The sequence below is a fragment of the uncultured Tessaracoccus sp. genome, assembly GCF_947286155.1.
Classification (GTDB): domain Bacteria; phylum Actinomycetota; class Actinomycetes; order Propionibacteriales; family Propionibacteriaceae; genus Arachnia.
Genome location: NZ_CAMYPD010000012.1, coordinates 1 through 22,472, shown reverse-complemented (window position 1 = coordinate 22,472; position 22,472 = coordinate 1). Strand labels below are relative to the sequence as shown.

At 64.8% G+C, this 22,472-nt stretch carries 17 protein-coding genes and 2 tRNA genes; 5 read left to right on the top strand and 14 right to left on the bottom strand.

What is annotated here, in order from left to right; translation table 11 throughout:
• Position 1 precedes the first annotated feature (1 nt).
• From Q0X68_RS04615 to Q0X68_RS04600, 4 genes are all read right to left on the bottom strand, one after another.
• Positions 2–1,939 carry a TIGR03960 family B12-binding radical SAM protein gene (locus tag Q0X68_RS04615; protein WP_297748322.1) on the bottom strand — a complete coding sequence of 646 codons (1,938 nt, stop codon included), beginning with the start codon at positions 1,937–1,939 and terminating at the stop codon, positions 2–4.
• Positions 1,940–2,112: 173 nt separating this feature from the next.
• Positions 2,113–2,517: a nucleoside-diphosphate kinase gene (gene ndk, locus Q0X68_RS04610; protein WP_108871555.1), complete on the bottom strand. Its 405-nt coding sequence runs from the start codon at positions 2,515–2,517 to the stop codon at positions 2,113–2,115.
• On the bottom strand, positions 2,514–2,858 hold the full coding sequence (locus tag Q0X68_RS04605; protein WP_108871554.1) for a DUF4233 domain-containing protein: 345 nt from the start codon (positions 2,856–2,858) through the stop codon (positions 2,514–2,516). The genes ndk and Q0X68_RS04605 overlap by 4 nt, the downstream gene beginning before the upstream one ends.
• Positions 2,848–4,185, bottom strand: coding sequence for a folylpolyglutamate synthase/dihydrofolate synthase family protein (locus Q0X68_RS04600; RefSeq protein ID WP_297748228.1), 1,338 nt, complete (start codon positions 4,183–4,185; stop codon positions 2,848–2,850). The genes Q0X68_RS04605 and Q0X68_RS04600 overlap by 11 nt, the downstream gene beginning before the upstream one ends.
• Positions 4,186–4,379: 194 nt before the next feature.
• Between Q0X68_RS04600 and Q0X68_RS04595 the strand changes: the two genes are divergently transcribed.
• Both Q0X68_RS04595 and valS read left to right on the top strand, forming a co-directional pair.
• A complete protein-coding gene (locus Q0X68_RS04595; protein WP_297748225.1) occupies positions 4,380–5,201 on the top strand; it encodes a thioredoxin domain-containing protein in 822 nt (273 codons plus the stop codon).
• Positions 5,202–5,307: 106 nt separating this feature from the next.
• The gene (valS, locus tag Q0X68_RS04590; RefSeq protein WP_297748222.1) at positions 5,308–7,848 is read left to right on the top strand and encodes a valine--tRNA ligase; all 2,541 of its coding nucleotides are present in this window, start codon (positions 5,308–5,310) and stop codon (positions 7,846–7,848) included.
• A 77-nt stretch (positions 7,849–7,925) separates the two neighbouring features.
• On the opposite strand, the gene Q0X68_RS04585 is transcribed toward valS, so the two are convergent.
• From Q0X68_RS04585 to Q0X68_RS04550, 8 genes are all read right to left on the bottom strand, one after another.
• A complete protein-coding gene (locus tag Q0X68_RS04585; protein WP_297748219.1) occupies positions 7,926–9,137 on the bottom strand; it encodes an RtcB family protein in 1,212 nt (403 codons plus the stop codon).
• Positions 9,138–9,406: 269 nt separating this feature from the next.
• Positions 9,407–12,604, bottom strand: coding sequence for a S41 family peptidase (locus Q0X68_RS04580; protein WP_297748216.1), 3,198 nt, complete (start codon positions 12,602–12,604; stop codon positions 9,407–9,409).
• A 54-nt stretch (positions 12,605–12,658) separates the two neighbouring features.
• Entirely contained in the window at positions 12,659–13,936 is a 1,278-nt protein-coding gene (gene clpX / locus Q0X68_RS04575) for an ATP-dependent Clp protease ATP-binding subunit ClpX (RefSeq protein WP_297748213.1), read from the bottom strand.
• A gap of 188 nt (positions 13,937–14,124) precedes the next feature.
• Positions 14,125–14,742 (bottom strand): ATP-dependent Clp protease proteolytic subunit, encoded by a 618-nt coding sequence (locus Q0X68_RS04570; RefSeq protein ID WP_297748319.1) that lies wholly within the window; start codon positions 14,740–14,742, stop codon positions 14,125–14,127.
• 23 nt (positions 14,743–14,765) lie between these two features.
• Positions 14,766–15,371: a ClpP family protease gene (locus Q0X68_RS04565; protein ID WP_108871548.1), complete on the bottom strand. Its 606-nt coding sequence runs from the start codon at positions 15,369–15,371 to the stop codon at positions 14,766–14,768.
• A gap of 146 nt (positions 15,372–15,517) precedes the next feature.
• Entirely contained in the window at positions 15,518–16,948 is a 1,431-nt protein-coding gene (gene tig / locus Q0X68_RS04560; RefSeq protein WP_297748210.1) for a trigger factor, read from the bottom strand.
• Between the two features lie 40 nt (positions 16,949–16,988).
• Positions 16,989–18,029 carry a hypothetical protein gene (locus tag Q0X68_RS04555; protein WP_297748207.1) on the bottom strand — a complete coding sequence of 347 codons (1,041 nt, stop codon included), beginning with the start codon at positions 18,027–18,029 and terminating at the stop codon, positions 16,989–16,991.
• Positions 18,026–19,027 carry a hypothetical protein gene (locus Q0X68_RS04550; RefSeq protein ID WP_297748204.1) on the bottom strand — a complete coding sequence of 334 codons (1,002 nt, stop codon included), beginning with the start codon at positions 19,025–19,027 and terminating at the stop codon, positions 18,026–18,028. The genes Q0X68_RS04555 and Q0X68_RS04550 overlap by 4 nt, the downstream gene beginning before the upstream one ends.
• 61 nt (positions 19,028–19,088) lie before the next feature.
• Between Q0X68_RS04550 and Q0X68_RS04545 the strand changes: the two genes are divergently transcribed.
• Positions 19,089–19,159: transfer RNA gene (locus Q0X68_RS04545), tRNA-Gly, on the top strand.
• 111 nt (positions 19,160–19,270) lie between these two features.
• Here Q0X68_RS04545 and arsA read toward each other — a convergent pair.
• Positions 19,271–21,013 carry an arsenical pump-driving ATPase gene (gene arsA, locus Q0X68_RS04540; protein WP_297748201.1) on the bottom strand — a complete coding sequence of 581 codons (1,743 nt, stop codon included), beginning with the start codon at positions 21,011–21,013 and terminating at the stop codon, positions 19,271–19,273.
• Positions 21,013–21,372, bottom strand: coding sequence for an arsenite efflux transporter metallochaperone ArsD (gene arsD, locus Q0X68_RS04535; RefSeq protein ID WP_297748198.1), 360 nt, complete (start codon positions 21,370–21,372; stop codon positions 21,013–21,015). Before arsD ends, arsA begins: the two co-directional genes overlap by 1 nt.
• Positions 21,373–21,458: 86 nt before the next feature.
• Between arsD and Q0X68_RS04530 the strand changes: the two genes are divergently transcribed.
• Both Q0X68_RS04530 and Q0X68_RS04525 read left to right on the top strand, forming a co-directional pair.
• Entirely contained in the window at positions 21,459–22,205 is a 747-nt protein-coding gene (locus Q0X68_RS04530; RefSeq protein ID WP_297748194.1) for a metalloregulator ArsR/SmtB family transcription factor, read from the top strand.
• Between the two features lie 71 nt (positions 22,206–22,276).
• A tRNA-Pro gene (locus Q0X68_RS04525) sits at positions 22,277–22,352 on the top strand.
• Positions 22,353–22,472 lie beyond the last annotated feature (120 nt).

Here is a 22,472-nt window from a genome sequence, read left to right as displayed (position 1 = left end):
GTCAGCTCAGGTCACGCTTCACGACGCTCAGCGGAATCAGGGTCTGCCCCGTGGGGCCGATCTGGATGTCGGTGCCCATCTGCGGGCACACTCCGCAGTCGTAGCAGGGCGTCCAGCGGCAGTCGTCGACGGGTTGCTCGTCGAGCGCTTCCTGCCAGTCTTCCCACAGCCAGTCGCGGTCGAGGCCGGAGTCGAGGTGATCCCACGGGAGGATTTCCTCGTACTCACGCTCGCGCGTGGTGAACCAGTCGAGGTCGACGCCGAACGGCGCGAGTTCTTCGTTGGCGCACTGCACCCAGCGTTCGTAGCTGAAGTGCTCGCTCCATCCGTCGAACTGGCCGCCCTCGCGCCACACGCGTTCGATGACTTTCCCGACGCGACGATCACCGCGGCTCAGGAGTCCTTCGACGATGCCCGGCTCGCCCTCGTGGTAGCGCAGCCCGATCGATTTGCCGTAGTGGCGGTTCTCACGGATCTTGTCGCGCAGCGTGTAGAGGCGGTGGTTGATCGTCTCCGCGCTGGCTTGTGCGGCCCACTGGAAGGGCGTGTGCGGTTTCGGCACGAATCCGCCGATCGACACGGTGCAACGGATGTCCTTCGTGCCTGCCACTTTCCGCCCAGTCTCGATCACACGAGCCGCCATATCGGCAATGGCCAGCACGTCCTCGTCGGTTTCGGTGGGTAGGCCGCACATGAAGTACAGCTTCACTTGCCTCCAGCCGTTGCCGAACGCGGTGGCGACGGTGTCGATGAGGTCGTCCTCGGTGACCATCTTGTTGATGACTTTGCGCATCCGCTCCGAGCCGCCCTCGGGCGCGAAGGTGAGGCCAGAGCGTCGACCGTTGCGGCTGAGCTCGTTCGCGAGGTCGATGTTGAACGCATCGACGCGGGTGCTGGGTAGCGAGAGCGACACGTTCGTGCCCTCGTAGCGGTCCGCCAGTTGCTTGGTGACGTCGGCGATCTCGGAGTGGTCGGCTGACGACAGCGACAGCAGGCCGATCTCCTCCAGGCCGGTCGCCTCGAGTCCGCCAGCCACCATCTCACCAATGGTCTGAATGTTGCGTTCGCGGACCGGGCGGGTGATCATGCCGGCTTGGCAGAAGCGGCAGCCGCGGGTGCAACCGCGGAAGATCTCCACCGAGTAGCGTTCGTGCACGGTCTCCGCGAGCGGAACAATCGGCTTCTTTGGGTACGGCCACGCGTCGAGGTCCATGAGCGTGTGCTTGCGCACCTGGAATGGTGCAGCCGGGCGGTTTGGGGCGACGCGCATGATGCGGCCGTCGTCAAGGTATTCGACGTCGTAGAAGCGTGGGATGTAGAACGCACCCGTTTCGGCCAGGCGTTCCAGGAGCCCATCGCGGCCTCCGGGGCGCCCCTCCTGCTTCCATTCGCGCACGATGTCGGAGATGTGCAGCGACGCCTCCTCGCCGTCGCCGAGCACTGCAACGTCGATGAAGTCGGCGATGGGTTCCGGGTTGAAGGCCGCGTGACCGCCGGCCACGACGATGGGGTCCCCGTCGCCACGCTCGTCAGCGTGCAGCGGGATGCCGGCCAGGTCGAGCATGCTCAGCAGGTTGGTGTAGCCGAGTTCAGTGGAGAAGCTGAGCCCGAACACGTCGAAGTCACCGATGGCGCGGTGCGCGTCGAGGGTGAACTGAGGGATGCGTGCTTCCCGCATCCGATTGGCCATGTCGGGCCACACGGAGTAGGTGCGTTCGGCCAGGATCCAGTCCTGCTCGTTGAGGATCTCGTAGAGGATGGCGACGCCCTGGTTGGGCTGCCCAACCTCGTAGGCATCGGGGTACGCGAGCGCCCAGCGCACGTCGACGGCGTCCCACTCCTTCACGACGGAGTTGAGCTCACCGCCCACGTATTGGATGGGCTTGGAGACCTGCGCGAGCAACGGCTCGAGCTCGGGGAACAGGGTCTGTCCTTGCATGGTGGCAGTCATAACGCGCCGATTGTAACTGGCATCAACGAGAAGCCAGCAATCATCGGCGGGCACCTACCAGCGCGTTGCACGACTGAGCGCACACCAGACGACGAAAATGCCTCCAAAAAAGCGAAAATAGCGATCTGGCGTGCGCTCAGTCGCGGTCTGCGTTGGTGCCGTTAGCGCTGCGGGAACCAGAGCGCGATCTCAGAGGCAGCCGTGGCCTCCGAGTCGGACGCGTGCACACCGTTTTCGCGCACGCTCGTGCCGAAGCGCTGCCGGATGGTGCCCTCGTCGGCCTTCGACGGGTCGGTGACACCGTTCAATGCACGCACCTTCTGGATGGCGTCGTCGCCGGAGAGGATCACCGCTACGAGCGGGCCGGAGGTCATGAACTCGCGCAACGGCGGGTAGTAGTCGCGCTCCAGGTGCTCGGCGTAGTGCTGGTCGGAGAAGGCGCCGTCGATGGTGCGCAGTTCCATGGCTTCGACGGTGAGCCCCGCATCCTCGTAGGTGGTGAGGATATGGCCGACATGGCCGGCGGCCACCGCGTCGGGTTTGATGATGACGAATGTCTCGTTCACTGGGCTTCCTTCTTTGCTTCGATTCGTTTGCCGAGTACGTATGAGGTTATCCACAGCAGGGCGAAAATTGCACCCATCACGTACATCCACCAGGTGAGGAGCCCCAACAGCAGGAGGCCTGCCTGCCCAAGCCACCCGACGGGGTATCCCCATGATTTCTTGATTCCGCCCGCGGCGGCGACGAGCAGCAGCGTCTCCACCGAGCACGCCGCTACTGCCATGCCCACGTCCGCTCCGGCTACCTGCAACATGCCGGGAAACGAGAGCCACGCGACGATGATCTCGAACACGAGCAGGGCCCGCATCGAGGCGTTCATGGGGTTGCTGGGATCAAGCCTCATCGGTGGTGTCCTTCGCCAGCAGCGCGCGGGCTTCTCCCGCCGCGATCACGGAGCCGGCGACGAGGATGCCGGTGTGCTCGGACAGCGTGTCGGCGAGCATCACTGCGGTGTCGAGCGCCTCGGCCATGGTCGCCGACTGGTGGATGGCGCCGTCGGGGAAGAATTCGCGCGCCTGTTCTGCGAGCTCGGCGACCTCGCGCGCCCGTGGTGACGACTGCACCTTGGTGACGACGAGGACGTCCATGATCTCCGAGAAGATGCGCAGCACTTCGCGGGAGTCCTTGTCTTGCATCATCGCGACGACGCCGATGGTCGGCTGGAACGTGAAGGCTTCGCTGAATCCCTTCGCGGTGGCGAGGGCCGCCTGCGGGTTGTGGGCGGTGTCAATGACGATGGGCGGCGACGTGCGCACGCGTTCAAGCCGCGCGGGGGCCTCCACCTGGCCGAGCCCTTCGACGATGATCTCCGGATGCAGCGGCTTGCCGCCCAGGAATGCCTCGACTGCGGCGACCGACAGCGCCGCGTTACGCGCCATGTGCTCACCGAACAGCGGGAGGAACACATCGCCGACGGGGCCTCCCTCCGTCGCGATGCGCAGCAGCTGGCCGCCGATGGCAGCCTGGCGGTCGATGAGCCCGAAGTCGGGCCCCTCGGCCTTGACGCGGGCACCCACCTCGACGGCGCGCTCCAACAGCACGGCGGCTGCGGCTGGTTCTTGCCCCGCAAGCACCGCCGTCGACCCTTCCTTGATGATGCCGGCCTTTTCCGCGGCGACTTCCTGAATGGTGGAGCCGAGGATGTGCGTGTGGTCGAGGCCGACGGGGCAGATGACAGCTACCTGCGGGTCAGCGACGCTGGTAGCGTCCCAGCGCCCCCCGAGCCCAACTTCCATCACGGCCACGTCGACGGGGGCGTCGGCGAAGGCGGCGTAGGCGAGGCCGGTGATCACTTCGAAGAAGGTCATCGCGACGTCGTCGTGGGCTTGCTCGTCCACCATCCGCACGTAGGGCTCGATATCTTCCCACACCGCGACGAATCCCTCCGGCGAGATGGGCTCGCCGTCGATGCAGATGCGCTCGCGCACGTCGGTGAGATGCGGCGACGAGAACCGCCCCGTGCGCAGTCCGCTGGCGCGCAGCAGTGCGTCGATCATGATCGCCGTCGAGCCCTTACCGTTGCTGCCCGCAACCTGGATGACGGGGAATGCGCGCTGTGGCTCGCCCAGCAGGTCCGTGAGTGCGGCGATGCGCTTCAGGCTAGGCGCTACCCGGTGCTCGGGCCAGCGGGTAATGAGTTGGGCGGTGAGCTCGCGATACGTCTCGTGCATGATGCCTTGATCGTAGGCCCTTGCTCCACGAAGTGCCCACTTTCGAGGGGCTGAGCGATACGAGACGATGTCGGTGCGTGGCGCATCGCACCCACTCCACTACACTGCAACTCGAGTGCAATGGAACAAAGCGACGTCGTACGCCGTTGTGTTTCGTTGAGTACTGCATCAAGAACGCTTGGAGAGACACCACGATGGCGAACAACCAAAATCTCAGCCGCCGCGCCATGCTGCGCCAGCAGCAGGAACTGGAACAGCAGCGACGCCGCAGGAACCGAGTCATCGGCATCGGCGCCGGCATCGTGGCGTTGGCACTCATCGTCGTGATTGCGGTTGTGGCTATCCCACCGATTCTGAACAACCGGGGCATCGAGGTGACGAAGGATCAGAAGACGCCTCCCAACGCCACTGCGGCAGGCGGCATCATGCAAGACGGCAAGATGCCCACCGACGGGGTGCCCAACGTGATCGTGTACACCGATTTCCAGTGCCCCTACTGTGCGGAGTACGAAGCCACCTACGGCCCGGCGTTCGCCGAGCTCGTTGAACAAGACAAGATCACTGTCGAACATCGCACCGCGTACTTCCTAGATGGCGACAAGCCTGGCGCGTCGCACCGCGCTGCGATCGCTGCCGCGACGGCCGACGCCTTCGGGAAGTACCGCCAGTACATGGGTGTGCTGTTCGAACACCAGAACTCGCACTTCCCCGAAAAGGATCTGCGTGAAACCTTTGCGAAGCAGGCAGGTATCGAGGGCGAGGATTTGCAGCAGTTCCAGGAATTACTGCGCACGCGGGCGTACCAGGACTTCACGAAGAAGGCGCACGACGACTTCATGAGCTCCGGCGCGGGCGGCACACCCACCTACGTGGTGAACGGACAGAAGCTGCGCTTCGGCGACCCGGAGACCAAGCAGCGGCTCATCCAGCCCGACGCCAACTCGCTCCTCGATGCGATCACCAAGGCGCAGGAAGGCACCGACGCGCCCACCCATCACCCGCTCGAGCAAGAGTAACCACACCGCCCACGAGAGCCCGCACGCCACCTCGGCTGCGGGCTCTCGTCGCATTCACCGTTGAGCGAAACTGCATGGCTCGAGGGTTGCCACTAAGATCGCTGGCATGACCGAATTGCAATCCCGCATCCCCGACAAGCCGTCCCTCGAAGGCCTCGAGGAGAAGTGGGGCAAGGTATGGAGCGACGAAGCCACGTACGCATTCCGTCGCCCGGCCTCCCGCGAAGCCGTGTTCTCCATCGACACCCCGCCGCCCACCGTCTCCGGCTCGCTGCACGTCGGTCACGTATTCAGCTACACCCACACCGACGTGGTGGCGCGCTACCAGCGCATGCGCGGCAAGGAAGTGTTCTACCCCATGGGTTGGGACGATAACGGTCTGCCCACCGAGCGCCGCGTGCAGAACTACTACGGCGTGCGCTGCGACCCGTCGCTGCCCTACGACCCCGATTTCCAGCCTCCCGCCAAGCCTGACCCGAAGCGCCAGGTGGCGGTGTCTCGTCGCAATTTCATTGAGCTGTGCGAGGAACTGACGGCCCTCGACGAGCAGGTGTTCGAGGCGCTGTGGCGCAGGCTTGGGCTGTCGGTGGACTGGGATCTGCTCTACACGACGATCGGGCGCGACACCCAGGCCATCGCCCAGAAGGCCTTCCTGCGTAACCTCTCCCGTGGCGAGGCGTACATGAACCACGCGCCGACGCTGTGGGATGTGACGTTCCAGACCGCTGTCGCGCAGGCCGAGCTCGAGGCCCGCGACTATCCCGGCGCCTACCACCGCGTCGCCTTCACGAAGGCTGACGGCTCCCCCGTCTTCATCGAAACCACCCGCCCTGAGCTGCTGGTGAGTGTGTGCGCGCTCATCGCGCACCCCGACGACGGGCGTTACCGGGATCTGTATGGGCAGACGGTGACGTCGCCGGTGTTCGGCGTCGAGATTCCCGTCCTCGCCCACCGCGACGCGGAGCCTGGCAAGGGCGCCGGCATCGCCATGTGCTGTACCTTCGGCGATCTCACCGACGTCACCTGGTGGCGCGAGCTTAACCTCCCCACGCGCACGGTGATTGGCCGCGACGGGCGGTTCGCGCGTGAGACGCCCGAGTGGGTCACCAACACCGAGCCGTACGAGCAGCTTGCCGGCAAGACGGTGTTCTCCGCCCGCGAGGCCACCGTCGCGATGCTGCGTGAATCCGGCGCGATGACAGAAGAGCCGAAGGCCACCACCCGCAAGGCGAACTTCTTCGAGAAGGGCGACAAGCCGCTCGAGATCGTCGCCACGAGGCAGTGGTACATCTCCAACGGTGGCCGCGACGACGAACTCAAGGCCAAGCTGCGTGCCCGCGGCGAGGAGTTGCAGTGGGTGCCGGAGCACATGCGTCACCGCTACGACAACTGGGTGGAGGGCCTGAACGGCGACTGGCTGATCTCGCGCCAGCGCTTCTTCGGCGTGCCGTTCCCTCTCTGGTACCCGCTCGACGCCGATGGCGAACCCGACTACGACCATCCGATCGTGCCGGACGAGGCCGAGCTTCCCGTCGACCCGATGTCGCAGGCACCCGCAGGCTACGACGAAACCCAGCGTGGCCAGGCGGGCGGCTTCATGGCGGACCCGGACGTGATGGACACGTGGGCGACGTCGTCGCTCACCCCCGAACTTGCCTGCGGTTGGCAGCGCGACGAGGAACTGTTCAACCTCACGTTCCCCATGGACGTGGCCCCGCAGGCCCACGACATCATCCGCACCTGGCTGTTCTCCCGCGTCGTGCGCTCCCACTTCGAATTCGACTCGCTGCCGTGGAAGCGCGCCACGATTTCGGGTTTCGTGGTCGACCCCGACCGCAAGAAGATGTCCAAGTCGAAGGGCAACGTGGTGGTGCCCACCGAGATCCTCGACAAATTCGGCTCCGACGCGGTGCGCTGGCGCGCAGCCATGGCCCGCCCGGGGCTTGATTCGCCGTTCGACGAGTCGCAGATGAAGGTGGGCCGCCGCCTAGCGACGAAGGTGCTGAACGCATCGAAGTTCGCGCTGTCCCGCGCGGAGGGCGAGTTCACCGTCGACGAAGTCACCAACCCGCTCGACCGTGCGCTGCTCGCTTCGCTGCGCGGCGTGGTGACGGCAGCCACGGAGGCGTTCGACGGGTACGACTACACGTCGGCACTCGAGGCCGCCGAACAGTTCTTCTGGGCATTCTGCGACGACTACATCGAGCTGGTGAAGGAGCGCGCCTACTCCGACGACGAGGAGTCCCGCTCCGCGAAGGCCGCACTGCAGCTCGCGCTCGACGTGCAGCTGCGCCTGCTCGCCCCGTTCCTGCCGTACGTGACGGAGGAGACATGGAGCTGGTTCCGCGACGGCTCCATCCACCGCTCGGCGTGGCCCACCGTCGACGAGCTGCCGAAGGCAGACACCGAGCTCATGGACGACGTGGCGTCGGCGCTCATCGCAATCCGCGGCGCGAAGTCCAACGCGAAGGTGTCGATGCGCACGGAGGTCATCAAGGCCGCGTTCAGTGGCCCCGCCGACGTGCTGGAGCGGCTGCGCACCATCGAAAGCGACCTGCGCGCCGTCGGGCGCATCGTCGGCGACGTGACGTGGACCGACGGCGGCGACGAGCTCGCCGTCGACGTGGAGCTCGCCTCGCAGGAGTGATGTTCCCGCCGCGATCGGCCTCGGGAAGGTCGTTCGTCGGGAAGCGCCTCGGCTGAGACGCCTCCCGACGAATCTGCTCACCCCTTCACGCACAGGATAGTGCGCAACCGCGCGACCACCTCAACCAGCGGCTGTTCGCCGGTGGTCTGCGCCTCAATGACCTTGGCGAGGTCCTTGTAGGCGCCGGGGATCTCGTCGAGCACACCCTCGTCCTTGCGGCACTCGATGCCTGCGGTCTGCGCCGCGAGGTCATCGACAGTGAACGCGCGCTTCGCTGCCCGCCTGGACATCCGGCGTCCGGCGCCGTGCGAAGCGGAGTTGAGGCCCACCTCATTGCCGAGGCCGCGCACCACGTAGGAGCCTGTTCCCATGGAGCCCGGGATGAGTCCCAGGTCTCCGCGCCCCGCGCGGATGGCGCCCTTGCGGGTCACGACGAGCTCCACCCCGTCGTACGTCTCTTCCGAGACGTAGTTGTGGTGGCAGTTCACGCCCTCGTCGAAGCGCACGTGCGGGAAGTGCTGCACGACGACGGCCTGCACCAGCGCCATCATCACCTCGCGGTTGGTCTTCGCGTAGGCCTGCGCCCAGTAGAGGTCGTGGAGGTACGCCGCCATCTCGTCGGTGCCCGCGAGGAACACGGCGAGGTCGCGGTCGGGCAGATCGAGGTTGTGGTTGAGCGTCTTCGCCGTCGCGATATGGCGCTCCGCGATCTCCTTGCCGATGTTGCGTGACCCGGAGTGCAGCATGAGCCACACCCGGTCGTCATCGTCGAGCGTGACCTCGATGAAGTGGTTTCCGCCGCCGAGGGTGCCGCACTGCGCCACCATCTTCTGCCGACGATCCCCCACCCTCGGCGCGCGCAGCTCGTCGAAGCCGCGTACGAGCGGATCGAACTGCGCAGCCAGGCGCGGGTTGTCGTCGAGGATGGGGGCGTGGCTGTCGTGCTGGTGCCAGCCGACGGGGACCGCCGCCTCGATGGCGAGCCGAAGCGCAGAGAGGTCCTCGGGGAGGTCGTCTGCGGTGAGGCTCGTGCGGACGCCGATCATGCCGCAGCCGATGTCGACGCCGACCGCGGAGGGTGCGACGGCGTCGCGCATTGCGATCACGGATCCGACGGTGGCTCCCTTGCCGAGATGCACGTCGGGCATGACGCGGACACGATTGACCCACGGGAGCGACGCGATGTTGCGCAGCTGCTGCAGGGCTGCGTCCTCGACTTCCGACGGGTCGGCCCACAGGAGCACGTCGGCGTCCGAGCCGGGCAGTGCCGTGGGCAGGGTGGTGACCATTGGTCTGTTCCTTTCGTTCATATGGGTGCAGGCACACAACAAGGGCCCGGTCGCGCGCTGACCGGGCCCTTGTAAGGAAGTGTTTGGGTGTGCGTCAGGTAGACGGCACGGCGGACCGGTCACAGAAGACGAAGAACTTCTCACGCTGCAGTCGGGAGCACTGGTTCATCGTCATCTCCTTTCGGTCCAAAACGCCTGCGCAGGCGGACGCCTGCCCCATCAAGGTAGAGCACGCGCCCCGCCTGTGGCAAGGCGGGGCTCATCTAGGATCAGGCGAAGCGCGGTGCGCCCAGCGGCTTGGGCTCCTTTGCGGGAATGCGCTGGAGCCGCTGCAAGGCCTCCGCGATGGCCGCGTCGAGCTGCGGATCCTTATCGGATTCCCAGCTGTCGGGCGTCATCTCCACCTCGATGTCGGGGTCAACGCCGTGGTTCTCGACGCGCATCCCGGAGCGCTCAAACTGGATCCAGTAGCGCGGCTGCGTGACCTCGGTGCCGTCGACGAGCTGAAACCGCCCGTCGATGCCGATCACGCCACCCCAGGAGCGCTCCCCCACCACCGGACCGAGCCCGTGCTCCTGGGCAGCGAGGGTGACGATGTCGCCGTCGGAGCCGGCGTAGGGGTTGGTGACGAACACGACGGGGCCGCGCAGGCCCTGCGCCGGGTAGGTGCCGAAACCGTCGAGGTGGCGCGCGCCCGTGAATGCAACCACCTTGCGCATCAGCCGCTCCAACACGAGCTCGGAGGTGTGGCCTCCGCCGTTGTACCGCACGTCGACGACGATGCCGTCGCGCTGGGTTGCCTCGCCGATGAGTCGGTGGAACTCGGCCCAGCCGAAGGCGGTCATGTCGGGCACGTGCACGTAGCCGAGCTTGCCGTCGGAAGCGCGATCAACGTATCGCACGTTGTGTTTCACCCATTCGTGGTAGCGCAGCGGCACCTCGGAGGCCACCGGCACCACCGCGACACGGCGCTTCATGCGCCCCCGGGCGAGCGTGAGCTCAATCGCTTTCTCCGCAGTTCCGACGAGCAGCTCGCCGATGTGTTTCGCTTCGGCGGTGGGGTGACCGTCGATGGCGAGGATCACGTCGCCGGGCTCCGCGCCAACACCCGCCGCCAGCAGCGGGGAGCGTGCGCGGGGGTCGGAGGATTCGCCGGGCAAGATGCGGTCGATCACAATCTCCTGCTTGGAGTTGCGCCTGAATTCCGCGCCAAGCCAGCCGACGGGCACCCGCTCCCCCGTATTGGGCGGAATCACGTAACTGTGCGACGTGTTCAGTTCGCCGATGACTTCCCACAGCAGGTCAACCAGGTCGTCGTAGGTGGCAAGGTGGCCGACGAGCGGGCGGTACTGGGCCACCACCGATGTCCAGTCGACGCCATCCATGTCCTCGCGCCAGAAGTGGCTGGCCATGAGGCGTGTGGTCTCGTCGAACATCTGCTGCCAATCGGCGACGGGGTCAACGTCGCGGCGAAGACGGCTGAGGTCCACGCCAATCCTGTCGTCGTCCGGTTTCGAGTCGGAGGGTTGCACCCACACCTCGTCGCCAGAACGCACGACGAGACGCTCACCGTCGCCGGATACGGCCACGGCGTCGCACGCGTCGACGACCACCGTCGTCTTGCGCTGTTTAAATGAGAAGTGCTCGACGAGGTCTTTGGCGTCTTCGGTGCCGACGCGCCCGTCGCCCAGCACCGCACTCCCGGCGGTGGAGCGGGTCCAGATGACGCCGTCGGCGACGGGAAATACGCCACGGAACTGCCCGCTGGGGACGGGAAACACCGAGAGGCGGTCCTCGAAGCCGTCCACGTCGAGGGTTCCTTGCGGAAGGTCGCTGCTGTCTTGGTCGTCCTTCTTGGCGTCGTCGGTGGTGTTGGAGTCGTCGTCGGGTTCGCTGATCTGCCAACCGTCGGCGCTCACTCCGAACGGCGACGGTTCCTCGGCGCTCAGCGGCACCAGCCAGGGGCGCACGGTGTTGGTGAACGAGAGGTCGAAGGTGAGCTCGTCGTAGCTGGGGTCGATGGTGCGCGACGACAGGAAGATGAGGTACTTGCCGCAGGTGGAAAACTGCGGTGAGTAGTCGTTGAATTGGCCCCTGGTAAGCGTGAACGAGGCGTCGTCGGTGAGGTCGTAGCCGACGAGCCTGCCGAGCATACCTTCGTTGGCGATCGCCTCGCGCCACACGAGGTAGCGCCCGTCAGGTGAGAAGGTGAAGCCGCTGGGCTCGCCGTTGGGGGAACGCCCGATTTTCTTCAGCGATCCGCGAGCTACGTCGAGCAGGTAAATCGTGCCGTCGTGCGATCCGACGGCCACTTTGGAGCCCTGCGGGTTGGACTGCAGCTCTACAACGCGCCCTACGCGACCTTGCGCGAGGCGACGCACCGGCCCGTCGCCGTCGATGCCCTTGATCTCCAGGCAGTCTTCGCCTTCGATGTCGGAGGCCCAGATGGCTTTGCCGCTGCGACCGAGCAGCCGGGGTTCACGGATGCGCACACCGGGCGCGTCGGCCAGGGCCCGTGCGGGGCCGGATCGGTGGGTGAGGAAGTACGCTGCCCCGCGCCACTCGAGCAAGGAGCCGTCGCCGCCGTGGTCGGGGATGATCGCTTCGAGGCGCTCGCCAGGGGCGATGGAGACGGGCTGTGGGCGCCCGGTGGCGGTGCGCAGGTCGAGGAGCTCCGGGCGGCCTTCAAGCGAGGTCATGAGGTACAGCTGGCCGCGAGCGTGGTACACGATGCTCTTGCCGTCGGTGGTGGCGTCGCGCACATAGCCCTGCTCGAAGCCGTGCTTGGTGTGCTGCTTCGGGTTGCGGCCGGTGGCGGTGACCGACCACAGCTGTGCCTGGCCGCGGACGGCGTCGCCGCGATCAGAGGTGAAGATGATGCGGTCGTCGAACCAGCTGGGGCCGGCGAGGCTCGCCGCGGTGTCGGGCAGAATGCGCTTCCAGTCGGACTGGCCGTCTGCGGAGACCCACAGTCGGATTGCCATGCCGCCGCGGTAGCGCTTCCAGTCGTGCGGGCCGTGGAAGTTCGGGCTCGCAACGACGGTGCCCGCCCGTCCGACAGCGGCATCCATGGCGAGGCCGTAGGGCAATCGGGTGATGTGCCCGTCGAGCGAGACGGAGTACAGGTAGGTCAGCCCACGCGCCACGGTTTCGTGCGACGAGGCGATCATGATGTGCGACTCGTTTATCCATCCGGATACCTGCATTCTCGACGCGCTGAGCCAGGTGAGCCTGCGCGCGCCGCCGTCGGCATCTGTGACGTAGAGGTCCCAACCGCCGCCGGTGGTGGAGACGAAGGCGATGTCACGTCCGTTGGGAGCGAACCTCGGCGAACGTGGCGTGTCTTCACCCCGCGTCAACCGCGCCGCAGTGCCCCCACTTGTTTCGCCCAGCCAGAGGTCATCGTCAGCAACGAACACGATGTGTTTGCTGTGAATGTGCGGGTAACGCCGGTAGCCATGACTCATAAGGCCCCAGCTTAGTCATGCGCCGGGGTCCACCAGCTTCGTGAGCGGCGACAATCAGGCCGACAGGCCCCGATGCGCCTCGATCTCGGTGCGGGAAATCAGCTCAGGGCCTTCTTCGCCGCGCACCGTGGCTGCCGTGACGCGCACCGTCGCGATGTCGTCGTTGCTCGGCACCTCGAACATGACGTCAAGCAGCAGCGTCTCCAGGATGGAGCGCAACCCACGGGCGCCGGTGTTGCGCTCGAGCGCGCTGTCCGCGATGGCTTCGATGGCGTCGTCGGAAAACTCGAGCTCCACCCCGTCGAGGTCGAACAGCTTCTGGTACTGCTTGATGAGCGCGTTCTTGGGCTCGCGCAGGATGCGGGCGAGGGAGTCGCGGTCGAGTGGGGATACCGACGTGACCACCGGCAGGCGGCCGATGAATTCCGGGATGAGCCCGAACTTGTGGAGGTCTTCTTGACGCACCTGCGCGAAGACGTTGATGAGCTCGTGCTCCCCGTCGGTGTCGTTGCTGAATCCGAGCGCTCGTTTGCCGACGCGCTCTCGGATAATCTCATCCAGGCCAGCGAATGCTCCCCCGACGATGAACAGCACCTTCGTCGTATCGATCTCGAGGAACTCCTGGTGCGGATGCTTGCGCCCGCCCTGTGGCGGCACGGAAGCGACCGTGCCCTCGATGATTTTCAGCAGCGCTTGCTGGACGCCTTCGCCCGACACGTCGCGGGTGATGGACGGGTTCTCCGACTTGCGGGCCACCTTGTCGATTTCGTCGATGTAGATGATGCCCGTCTCCGCTTTCTTGATATCGAAGTCGGCGGCTTGGATGAGCTTCAGGAGGATGTTCTCGACGTCTTCACCGACATAGCCCGCTTCGGTGAGTGCCGTCGCGTCGCACATCGCGAAGGGCACGTTGAGCATGCGCGCCAGGGTCTGGGCAAGGTAGGTTTTCCCGCAGCCGGTGGGGCCGAGCATCAGGATGTTGGATTTGGCGACCTCGACGAGTTCCTCGTTCGCGCGGCGGGGGCGCTTCTGCTCGGCGCGGAGCCGCTTGTAGTGGTTGTAGACGGCGACGGCGAGGGTCTTCTTCGCATCGTCCTGGCCAATGACGTAGGTGTCGAGGAAATCGCGGATCTCTCTCGGCTTGGGCAGTTCGGATAGCGCAGGGGTGTCAACGGCGTCGGGGAATTCTTCCTCGATCATCTCCTGACACAGGTCAATGCACTCGTCGCAGATGTACACGCCGGGGCCGGCAATGAGGCGTCGCACTTGCTTTTGCGACTTGCCGCAGAAGTTACATTTGAACACTTCGCGGACATCACTCGCTGGTGCCATCGGCGGGCCTCCTCCCGGATTGGTTTCTCCACGTAAGCCTACCTACTCATCCGTGCAACTCCAGGTGGCTCGCCGCACGGCTGCAGCGTGGCTGGCTCATTGGCGGGCTCGCGCAGGTGCGCCTTCAACGCATTGGGGCCCCGAGGGGTGTTCACATTCCCCCGAGGCCCCAACACATCAGTGTTACGTTACGCCTGCTTCATCGTCGTGAAGATGTCGTCGATGATGCCGTATTCCTTCGCCTCTTCGGCAGTGAGGAACTTGTCGCGCTCGATGTCCTTCGAGATCTTCTCGACCGGCTGGCCGGTGTCTTCGGCGAGCATCTCCTCCATGCGAGCACGGATGCGCAGGATCTCCTTCGCCTGGATTTCGAGGTCCGACGACTGCCCGCGGCCACCCTCGGTGGCCGGCTGGTGGATCAGGATGCGCGAGTTCGGCAGGGCGAAACGCTTACCCTTGGAGCCCGCAGCGAGCACCACCGCGGCGGCCGAGGCCGCCTGGCCCAGGCACACCGTCTGCACCTCTGGCTTGATGTAACGCATCGTGTCGTAAATGGCGGTGAGCGCAGTGAAGGAACCGCCCGGAGAGTTGATGTAGATCGAGATGGGGCGCTCGGCATCCATCGACTGCAGACACAACAGCTGCGCCATCACGGCGTTGGCGATGTCGTCGCTGATGGGAGTGCCGAGGAAGATGATGCGGTCTTCGAACAGCTTCGTGTAGGGGTCGACGCGACGCACGCCGTAGCTGGTGCGCTCTTCCCACTGGGGGATGTAGTAATCCATCGACGGGCCCGCCGGAGCCATTCCGCCGGGAAGGGTGAATTCGCTCACTGGTTCGGTGCCTCCGTGTTGATCTGCGACGCACGCTCGTAGACGTGGTCAATGAAGCCGTATTCGAGTGCCTGCTCGGCCGTGAACCAGCGGTCGCGGTCGGAGTCGGCTTCAATCTGCTCGAGCGGCTGGCCGGTGTGCTTCGCGATGAGCTCGGCCATGGTCTTCTTGATGTGCAGCGACTGCTCCGCCTGGATGCGGATGTCCGACGCGGTGCCGCCGAGCCCGCCTGAGGGCTGGTGCATCATGATGCGGCTGTGTGGCAGCGCGTAGCGTTTACCGGGGGTGCCTGCAGACAGCAGGAATTGCCCCATCGACGCAGCGAGACCCATCGCCACCGTGGCGACGTCGTTGCTGATCCACTGCATGGTGTCGAAGATGGCCATTCCGGAGTCGACGGAGCCACCGGGCGAGTTGATGTAGAGGAAGATGTCCTTGTGCGGATCCTCTGCATTCAGTAACAGCATCTGAGCGCAGATGGCGTTGGCGTTCTCGTCGCGCACCTCGGAGCCCAGGAAGATGATGCGGTTCGCGAGCAACGATTGATACACGTTGTCGTTCATGCCCAGGCCCCCGGCGGCCGCCACTGCGGTGGGGTTCATTCGTTCAGTCACGACCCCCAACCTACCGGCACCAGGCGCCCGACCCAACACTTGGCTGAACTGTTCGCCGTCGGCAGAGTCAATAGGTACGACGAAAGGCGGCCCCGCGTGTGCGGAACCGCCCTTCGTTTGCTCGGCGTTGTGCGTTACTTGGCCTCGGTGTCGACGGCGATCTCTTCGCCGTCCACCTCGGTAACGATCTGCGCAGGAGCGTCCTCGGATGCGTCGTCAGCAGCGGCTTCCTCGGGCTCGACGGGCTTCGGCATCTCGACGACGTTGCCCTCCGCGTCCTTCACCGTCGCGGCGGCGCAGATGGCGGCGAGCGCCTTGCCGCGGCGCACCTCGGACATCCACTCAGCCATGTGGTTGTGCTCCATCATGTGCTGAATCTCGTCCTGGGGCGAGGTGCCGTTCATCTGGGCCTTCTGGAAGATGAGTTCCGTGAGGTCCTGCTGGGAGACGTCAACGGTGTGCTCCTCAGCGTACTTGTCGAGGATGATCTGGGCGCGAAGCGCCTCTTCGCCGCGACGATTGAGCTCAGCCCAGAAGGACTCCTCGTCCTCAGCCTCTTCGTCTTCGGCTTCCTCGAGGTACTGCTGCAAGGTGAGCCCAGCGCGGGCGAGCTGCTGCTCGACACCCTGGCGGCGGGCAGCGAGATCGTCGGCGAGCGTCTTCTCGGGCAGCTCGAAGGAAGTGGCTTCGACGACGGCCTCGATGATCTTGTCGCGCGCGTCGGCGATCTGCTCCTGCTTGGCCTGCTGTTCGACGGCCTTGCGGAGGTCGTCCTTCATCTCTTCGACGGTGTCGAACTCGGAGACCATCTGGGCGAACTCGTCGTCCACCTCGGGCAGATCCTGCTGCTGCACCTTCTTGACGGTGACCTCAATCTCGGCCTCTTCGCCTCGGTGGGCACCGCCCAGCAGCGTCGAGGTGAAGGTGACGACGTCGCCGGCCTTGGTGCCGGTGACGGCCTTCTTGAGGCCCTCGAGCATGTTCTTGTCGTCGCCGATCTCGTACTCGAGATCTTCAGCGGTAGCGTCCTCAAGTTCCTTGCCGTCCTGGCTCGCCTTGAGGTCGATGGTGAGGAGGTCGCCCTTCTTGGCCTTGCGACCCACTTCCTTCGTGGTGGCGAAGCGCTTGCGGAGCATCTCGATGCGCTCGTCGAGCTCCTCGTCGCTGCTCTGTGCGGCGTCGACCTCGACGTCAATCTTCTCAAAGTCGGGGAGGTCGAAGTCGGGGCGAACATCGAGCTCGGCAGTGAATTCGACCAGTTCATTGTCTTCGAGCTTGGTGACCTCGATGTCAGGCTGGCTGAGCGGGAAGAGCTTGTGCTCCTCGACGGCAGCACCGTAGGCGCCGGGCATGGCGTCGTTGATGGCTTCCTGCAGCACGACGCCGCGGCCGAAACGCTGGTCGATGACCGCTGCCGGCACCTTGCCCTTGCGGAAGCCGGGGATGTTCACCTGGCCGGCGATGTCCTTATAAGCCTTGTCAAGGTGCGGCTTGAGATCGGCGAATGGAATCTCAACAGTGAGCTTGACCCGCGTGGGGTTGAGCTGCTCGATAGTGCTAGGCACGAACTTGTCTCCTGAAATGGACGATTGTGACTGTGCAATCCTAGCGGTCCGTGTCAATCGGGTCACTCCCGCCGGGTTCAGTTCCGGGGCCTTCGAGTGCGCGCAGCTCTGCCGCGTCGGGCAGGAAGTGCAGCGAGAGGGAAGCCAGCAGGGCGTTGAGCTGCGCCCTGGCCGCAGAGCGCTCGCCCTCGCTAGCCCCAGCGACGGCCAGCCTCGCCACCTTCGCGGCGCGACGGACGTCGTCGGCCTTCTCAGGCGCGACGTGCCTGATCCCGACGGTTTCGGCGTGGCGACGCGCGAGCCCGTACGTCACTTCTACCCGAGCGGCGGCCTCCTCTGCCTCCCGGGGTGGGGCGTCGTCGGGGATCTGGTCGAACTCCCAGAGCGCGACGAGGAACGCCTCGGTCGTCCGTGCTGATGCGTCGAACAGCGCCGGTTGCTCGATGCGATAGACGATATCGAGCTTGCGCCCACCGTAGTCGGAGCGGACTTTCTCGACGCGCTCCCTCGCCTCCTCGATGCGCGGGATGCCGCGCAGGCCGCGCGGGTTCTCACCGCGCTGCCGTGCCAATGCGTATTCGACGAGGTTGTGTTCGTTGAGCGGCATGCCCTCGAGCGAGCGCACCGTGAGGCCGCCCGCTGGGTTCAACGCCCTGCGCGCCCACATGAGCAGCGGAACCAGAAACAACGCCAGCAGCACGAATGGCTGCGCCAACACCGTGGCCAGCACAATGATCGCTGCTATCGGAAGCAGGCTCCAACGACGCACCTGCGCGACGGTCAGGTACTTGCCTTCCAGCTCCCACGGAGGCATGCGCAGCACCTGGCGCGACGGGTCGCCGTCGGGGTTGGCGTAGCCAAGCTTGTGGCCATGGAACGCGAAACGCTCCGTCCATGTACGTAATGGGCGCGCTTCAAGGTCTACAAAGCGCAGCATGATGGTGGATGAATGGCTGTGCTGGATGACATCCACTCGCATGGCGATGGAAGGTCGTCGCCCGAGCCACAGGAACGTCTGCCCAGCCAGATCGATGAGTTCGGCGTCGAGGTTGGCCTGAGTCCAGTACGTTTCGCTGCTCACAGCTCCAGCCTCCCCGGCAACGCGCGCAACGGCCGGCCCGCGACAAGTTCCTTCGCTTCCCTGACGGTTGGGAGGTAGTGCAGCGCCAACGATTCCAGGATCGCCACCGCACGCTCGAGCGCGGCCTGCCGCTCCGCACGCGTCGCCCGAGCGTCCTGAGCGAGTCGCATCGCCTTCAGCGCGGTGTCTGCCGGGCCGCGGGCGTCGTCGGGGTAGTGCTGCATGCCCACTGCCTCAGCATGCGCTTTCGCTGTTTCAAATGCGACGGCCAACTCCCCCGCGAGAGTAGCTCGCTCGGGGTTGGATAGTCGCCCGTGCTCCGCGTCCCACCGCACCAGGAGTTCGGTGAATCGTCGGGTTTCCGGCAACGTGGCATCGAACAGTGCCGGACACTCGATCCGCATGATGACGTCCGACGCCAACCGCCCATACTCCGCCTTCAGCTCGTTGACCTTCCCGACGATGTCCCTGCGCGCCCCAGCGTCGTCTAGGAACCCGTGCAGCTGATACTCGTGCCCTCCTGAGACGTAGACGTGCGGCGCGGCGACGAAGCGAGGATGGATGAAGGCAACAGGGATGACTGCACAGAGCACGCCCACAAGGAAGGCGAGAGGGGGGATTGGGATACCCATGTGGTAGCTGGCCCAGAACCCGAACGCCCCGCCGACGCACACGCACGCCAGCATCGTGAAGGCGTAGGCGGGGTTGAATACCGTGATCAATTTGCCCGGCGGGAGTTTGTACGCGCCGACAGGGCGTCGCGTGTGGGCGGCGAGGGCGAGGTCACCCAGCTCCGGGAACTCGTCGATGTGGAGCGACGTAACGTTGAACCCCTTGGTGCCCGCGATTCTGGCGGTCTTCGGGCCGCCCTCGGGCCCGAACAGCGTAATCACGACGACCGTCCCGTCGTCGTACTGCACCGCGATGCTGCCGTCGAACGATGCCGCTTTGGCGTGGAAGTCGAGCAGTTCGACGTCGAGTGGCGGCCGTTCACGCATGCGCAGATCTTATCGCGTGGATCGCGCAGGACGTTCGTCGCTGCTATGATCAATCCGCGTTGCGGATGTAGCTCAATGGTAGAGCCCTAGTCTTCCAAACTAGCTACGCGGGTTCGATTCCCGTCATCCGCTCGAAGGCTTCCGGCCCTTGTCAAGAACGGTTTGACAAGGGCCGGAAGCGGTTTTCGAGGTGGAACATCCTGCCTGCTCGCACTTTCCAACACTCATGCGGGCAGCGTTACATCACATCGCAGTGAACGGGATCTGCACGACTGGCACCTGGACGCTATCCACAATGCCGGCGATGATCTCGCGTTGCGTGCGTGCACGCTGCTGCAGGAATGGCGACGTCGTCTCAGTGGCAGGCAGCGACTGATTCACTACCCAGGCCCAGGGCGTGATTCCTGCGCGCTCGAGGTCCCGCGCCAACGACTGCGCCTCGAGCACCGGCGTCGTTTCCGGAAGCGTCACCAGCACGGGGCGCGTCACATCCGAGTCTTGGAGCCGCTGGAGGGTGGTCGCCGAGTCATCTCGCCCGGACTGGCGCATGAGCTCTCGATGGTAGGAACCCGTGGCGTCCAGGAGCAACAGCGTGTGGCCGGTAGGGGCAGTATCGAGCACAACCCATTCCTCTTGGGCTCTGCCGACCACGTCAGAGAAGGCGCGAAAGACTGCAACCTCCTCGGTGCATGGAGACCGCAAATCCTCCTCTAGTTGAGCGAGGCTTTCAGCGTCGAGGGATGCCCCCTTCGTCGCGAGTACCTCGTCACGGTAGTGTGCGGTAACTTCCTCAGGATCGATCGAAGAGACGGTGAGCCCGGATGCTTGGGCAACGAGCGAGCCGTCCAAATGGTTCGCCGGGTCCGTGGTTGACAGGTGCACCGGCTTGCCGCTCCTCGCGAGGCCGAGCGCAATGTGCTGGGCGACGGTGGTCTTTCCGACCCCGCCCTTGCCCATGCAAAGCACAAGCTTGGGCTTACCTTCCGCCAGCTTGGCTATCAGGGAGTCGAGACCGACAGAGATTTCACCCGCATTCACAGCCTGCTGTGGAACATCACCGAGTGCACCTGGCTTCTCCTCAGGTTCGCCCAGATGCAAGAGCCCCTCTACGCCCATCACAGGCGAAGCGTGGAGCTCGATAGATACGATAGGCAGCGAACTGATCTCGCGCAGCGAATCATTCAGCGGGATCCCGGCAATGAGCTGACGCTCACGCTCATAGATCGACGTCGCAAGCTGGTCTGTTGCGGCCTGCGCCGGCAAGACGCCGTTTACGACGAGGGCGGTAGGGCTGATACCCAAGTCTTGCAGCTCGGCGGCTGACCTGTTCGCTTCCGCGAGTGTGCTTTCCTGGGCTCGCGCCACGAGGATCAACGAGGTCTTTCGCCGGTCAGCGAGTGCTTCAACCGCACCCTGGTACGTCTCTCGATGCTTCTCCAGCCCGGACATGGGGCCCAGACACGACGCATCTCCCGCTCCCTTACTGATAAAGCTAGACCAATCGCCGGGCAGCGACAGTAGCCGAAGCGTGTGGCCCGTGGGCGCCGTGTCGAACACCACGTGGTCGTACGCATCCGCCACGTCAGCGTTGGTGAGGTAGTCGGTGAATCGGTTGAAGCTGGCGATCTCCACCGTACAAGAACCCGAGAGGGTTTCCTCAGTGGCGGCGAGCACCTCCGCCGGGAGCACTGCGCGCACCGGCCCGAGAATGGATTCGCGGTAGCGCTCCGCTTCCACCTCAGGGTCAATCTCGATTGCGTCGAAAGTTGAGGCCCCTTCCACCAAGTCCGCCAACGACGTGAGGCTGGATCCGATTGCGCGCCCAAAGACCTGCCCGACATTGGATGCCGGATCTGTCGAGACGAGGAGCACACGCTGCCCGCGAGCTGCGGCTTGAGCGGCTAACGAACAAGACACCGTGGTCTTGCCCACACCGCCCTTCCCGGTAAAAAACGTGAACTTCGTGGTGAGTTCAGGAAGCGGCATCAGCACTCACCGCCACCGCAGCAGCCAGTGCTCGCGATGGGGAGAGACTGGGCCTGCTGCTCCCCTGCAAACTGCCGCAGCTGCGCCTCAGTGGGGTATGCAGCGGTGAGCACCACAGCACCGTCCACGACGGTGGCGGGAAGCGCTTCGACCCCGGCAACCTCCATCAGCGACCGCACTGATTCGCACTCCGCGAAGTCGGTGGGTGCCGATGCAAGGTTATGTCGCGCCACCTCGACCCCGTCCCGTTTCAGCGCACCCAAGGCGGCGTTGAAGTCCACCAAGCTTTGATCCACGTCGGTGCCACAGACTCCCGACGAGCAGCACAGAGCGGGTTCATACACATCGATGTGACGCATGTCATCCTCCAAACATTTCGATGAAAATCGTTACGTTGCAACGGTAACACAATTCGATACCCATCGAAACGTGCTACGGTTTCCCTGTGACCACACCTCGATCTGCCGATTGCTGCACTACCCCGTCGATCATCGATCTCGACGAGGCAGCCAGCGTGGCTGCATTGTTTTCGGCGCTAGGAGACCCGGTCCGACTGCAACTGACGGTGTTTATTCACCGATGCGCACCCAGCCCGGTCTGCGCCTGCTCGTTTCCCGAGGTCTTTGATCTCAGCCGGTCTACGATCTCCCACCACCTGACCAGGCTCGTCAACGCTGGAATCCTGGAGCGAGTAAAGAAGGGCAAATGGGCGTATTACTCAATCGCTGAGCACTTCGATACCTCGTTGCTCGCCGGTATCGAGGCGAAGTTCATGGACCACCACCAACACGCCGAGGAGCGTCCGATGAAAACTATCCTCTTCGCCTGCACCAAGAACGCCGGACGCTCCCAAATGGCCGCCGCCATTGCCCAGCAGCTCGCCGGCACCGACATGACCATCCTCAGCGCCGGAACCGACCCTGCCGACGACGTGCATCCCGAGGTGCGCGACGCCCTGGCTGAGATTGGACTCGAGCCACACTCACAGCCTGAGAAACTCGATCCTGCGACGGTGAGATCCTCGGACTGGGTCATCACGATGGGGTGCGGAGAATCGTGCCCAATCTTCCCTGGCACGAGGTACGAGAACTGGGATATTCCTGACCCGGCAGGCCAGCCGCTCGACGTCGTTCGCGAGATCCGGGACGCAATCCAGGAGCGTGTGCAGCACTTGCTCACCCGGATGGCGTAGTACTTCCTGGCAGGTCCCCCGAAGCGAATCTGCGCCAGATGGAGTAGACTACCGAGGTCCCACCACGGGAACGGGGCGTAGCGTAGTGGCTAGCGCGCCTGCTTTGGGAGCAGGAGACCGCAGGTTCGAGTCCTGTCGCCCCGACCACTCCCGCCGTGCCGCTAAGCCTGATCATCGAGTAGCAGTGAAGCTGCGTATCGAGATGCCGTACCGGTTTCGATACAGTCATGATGGTGGTGTTCTGGGGCTCGCGTTTGGCTGTTTTCG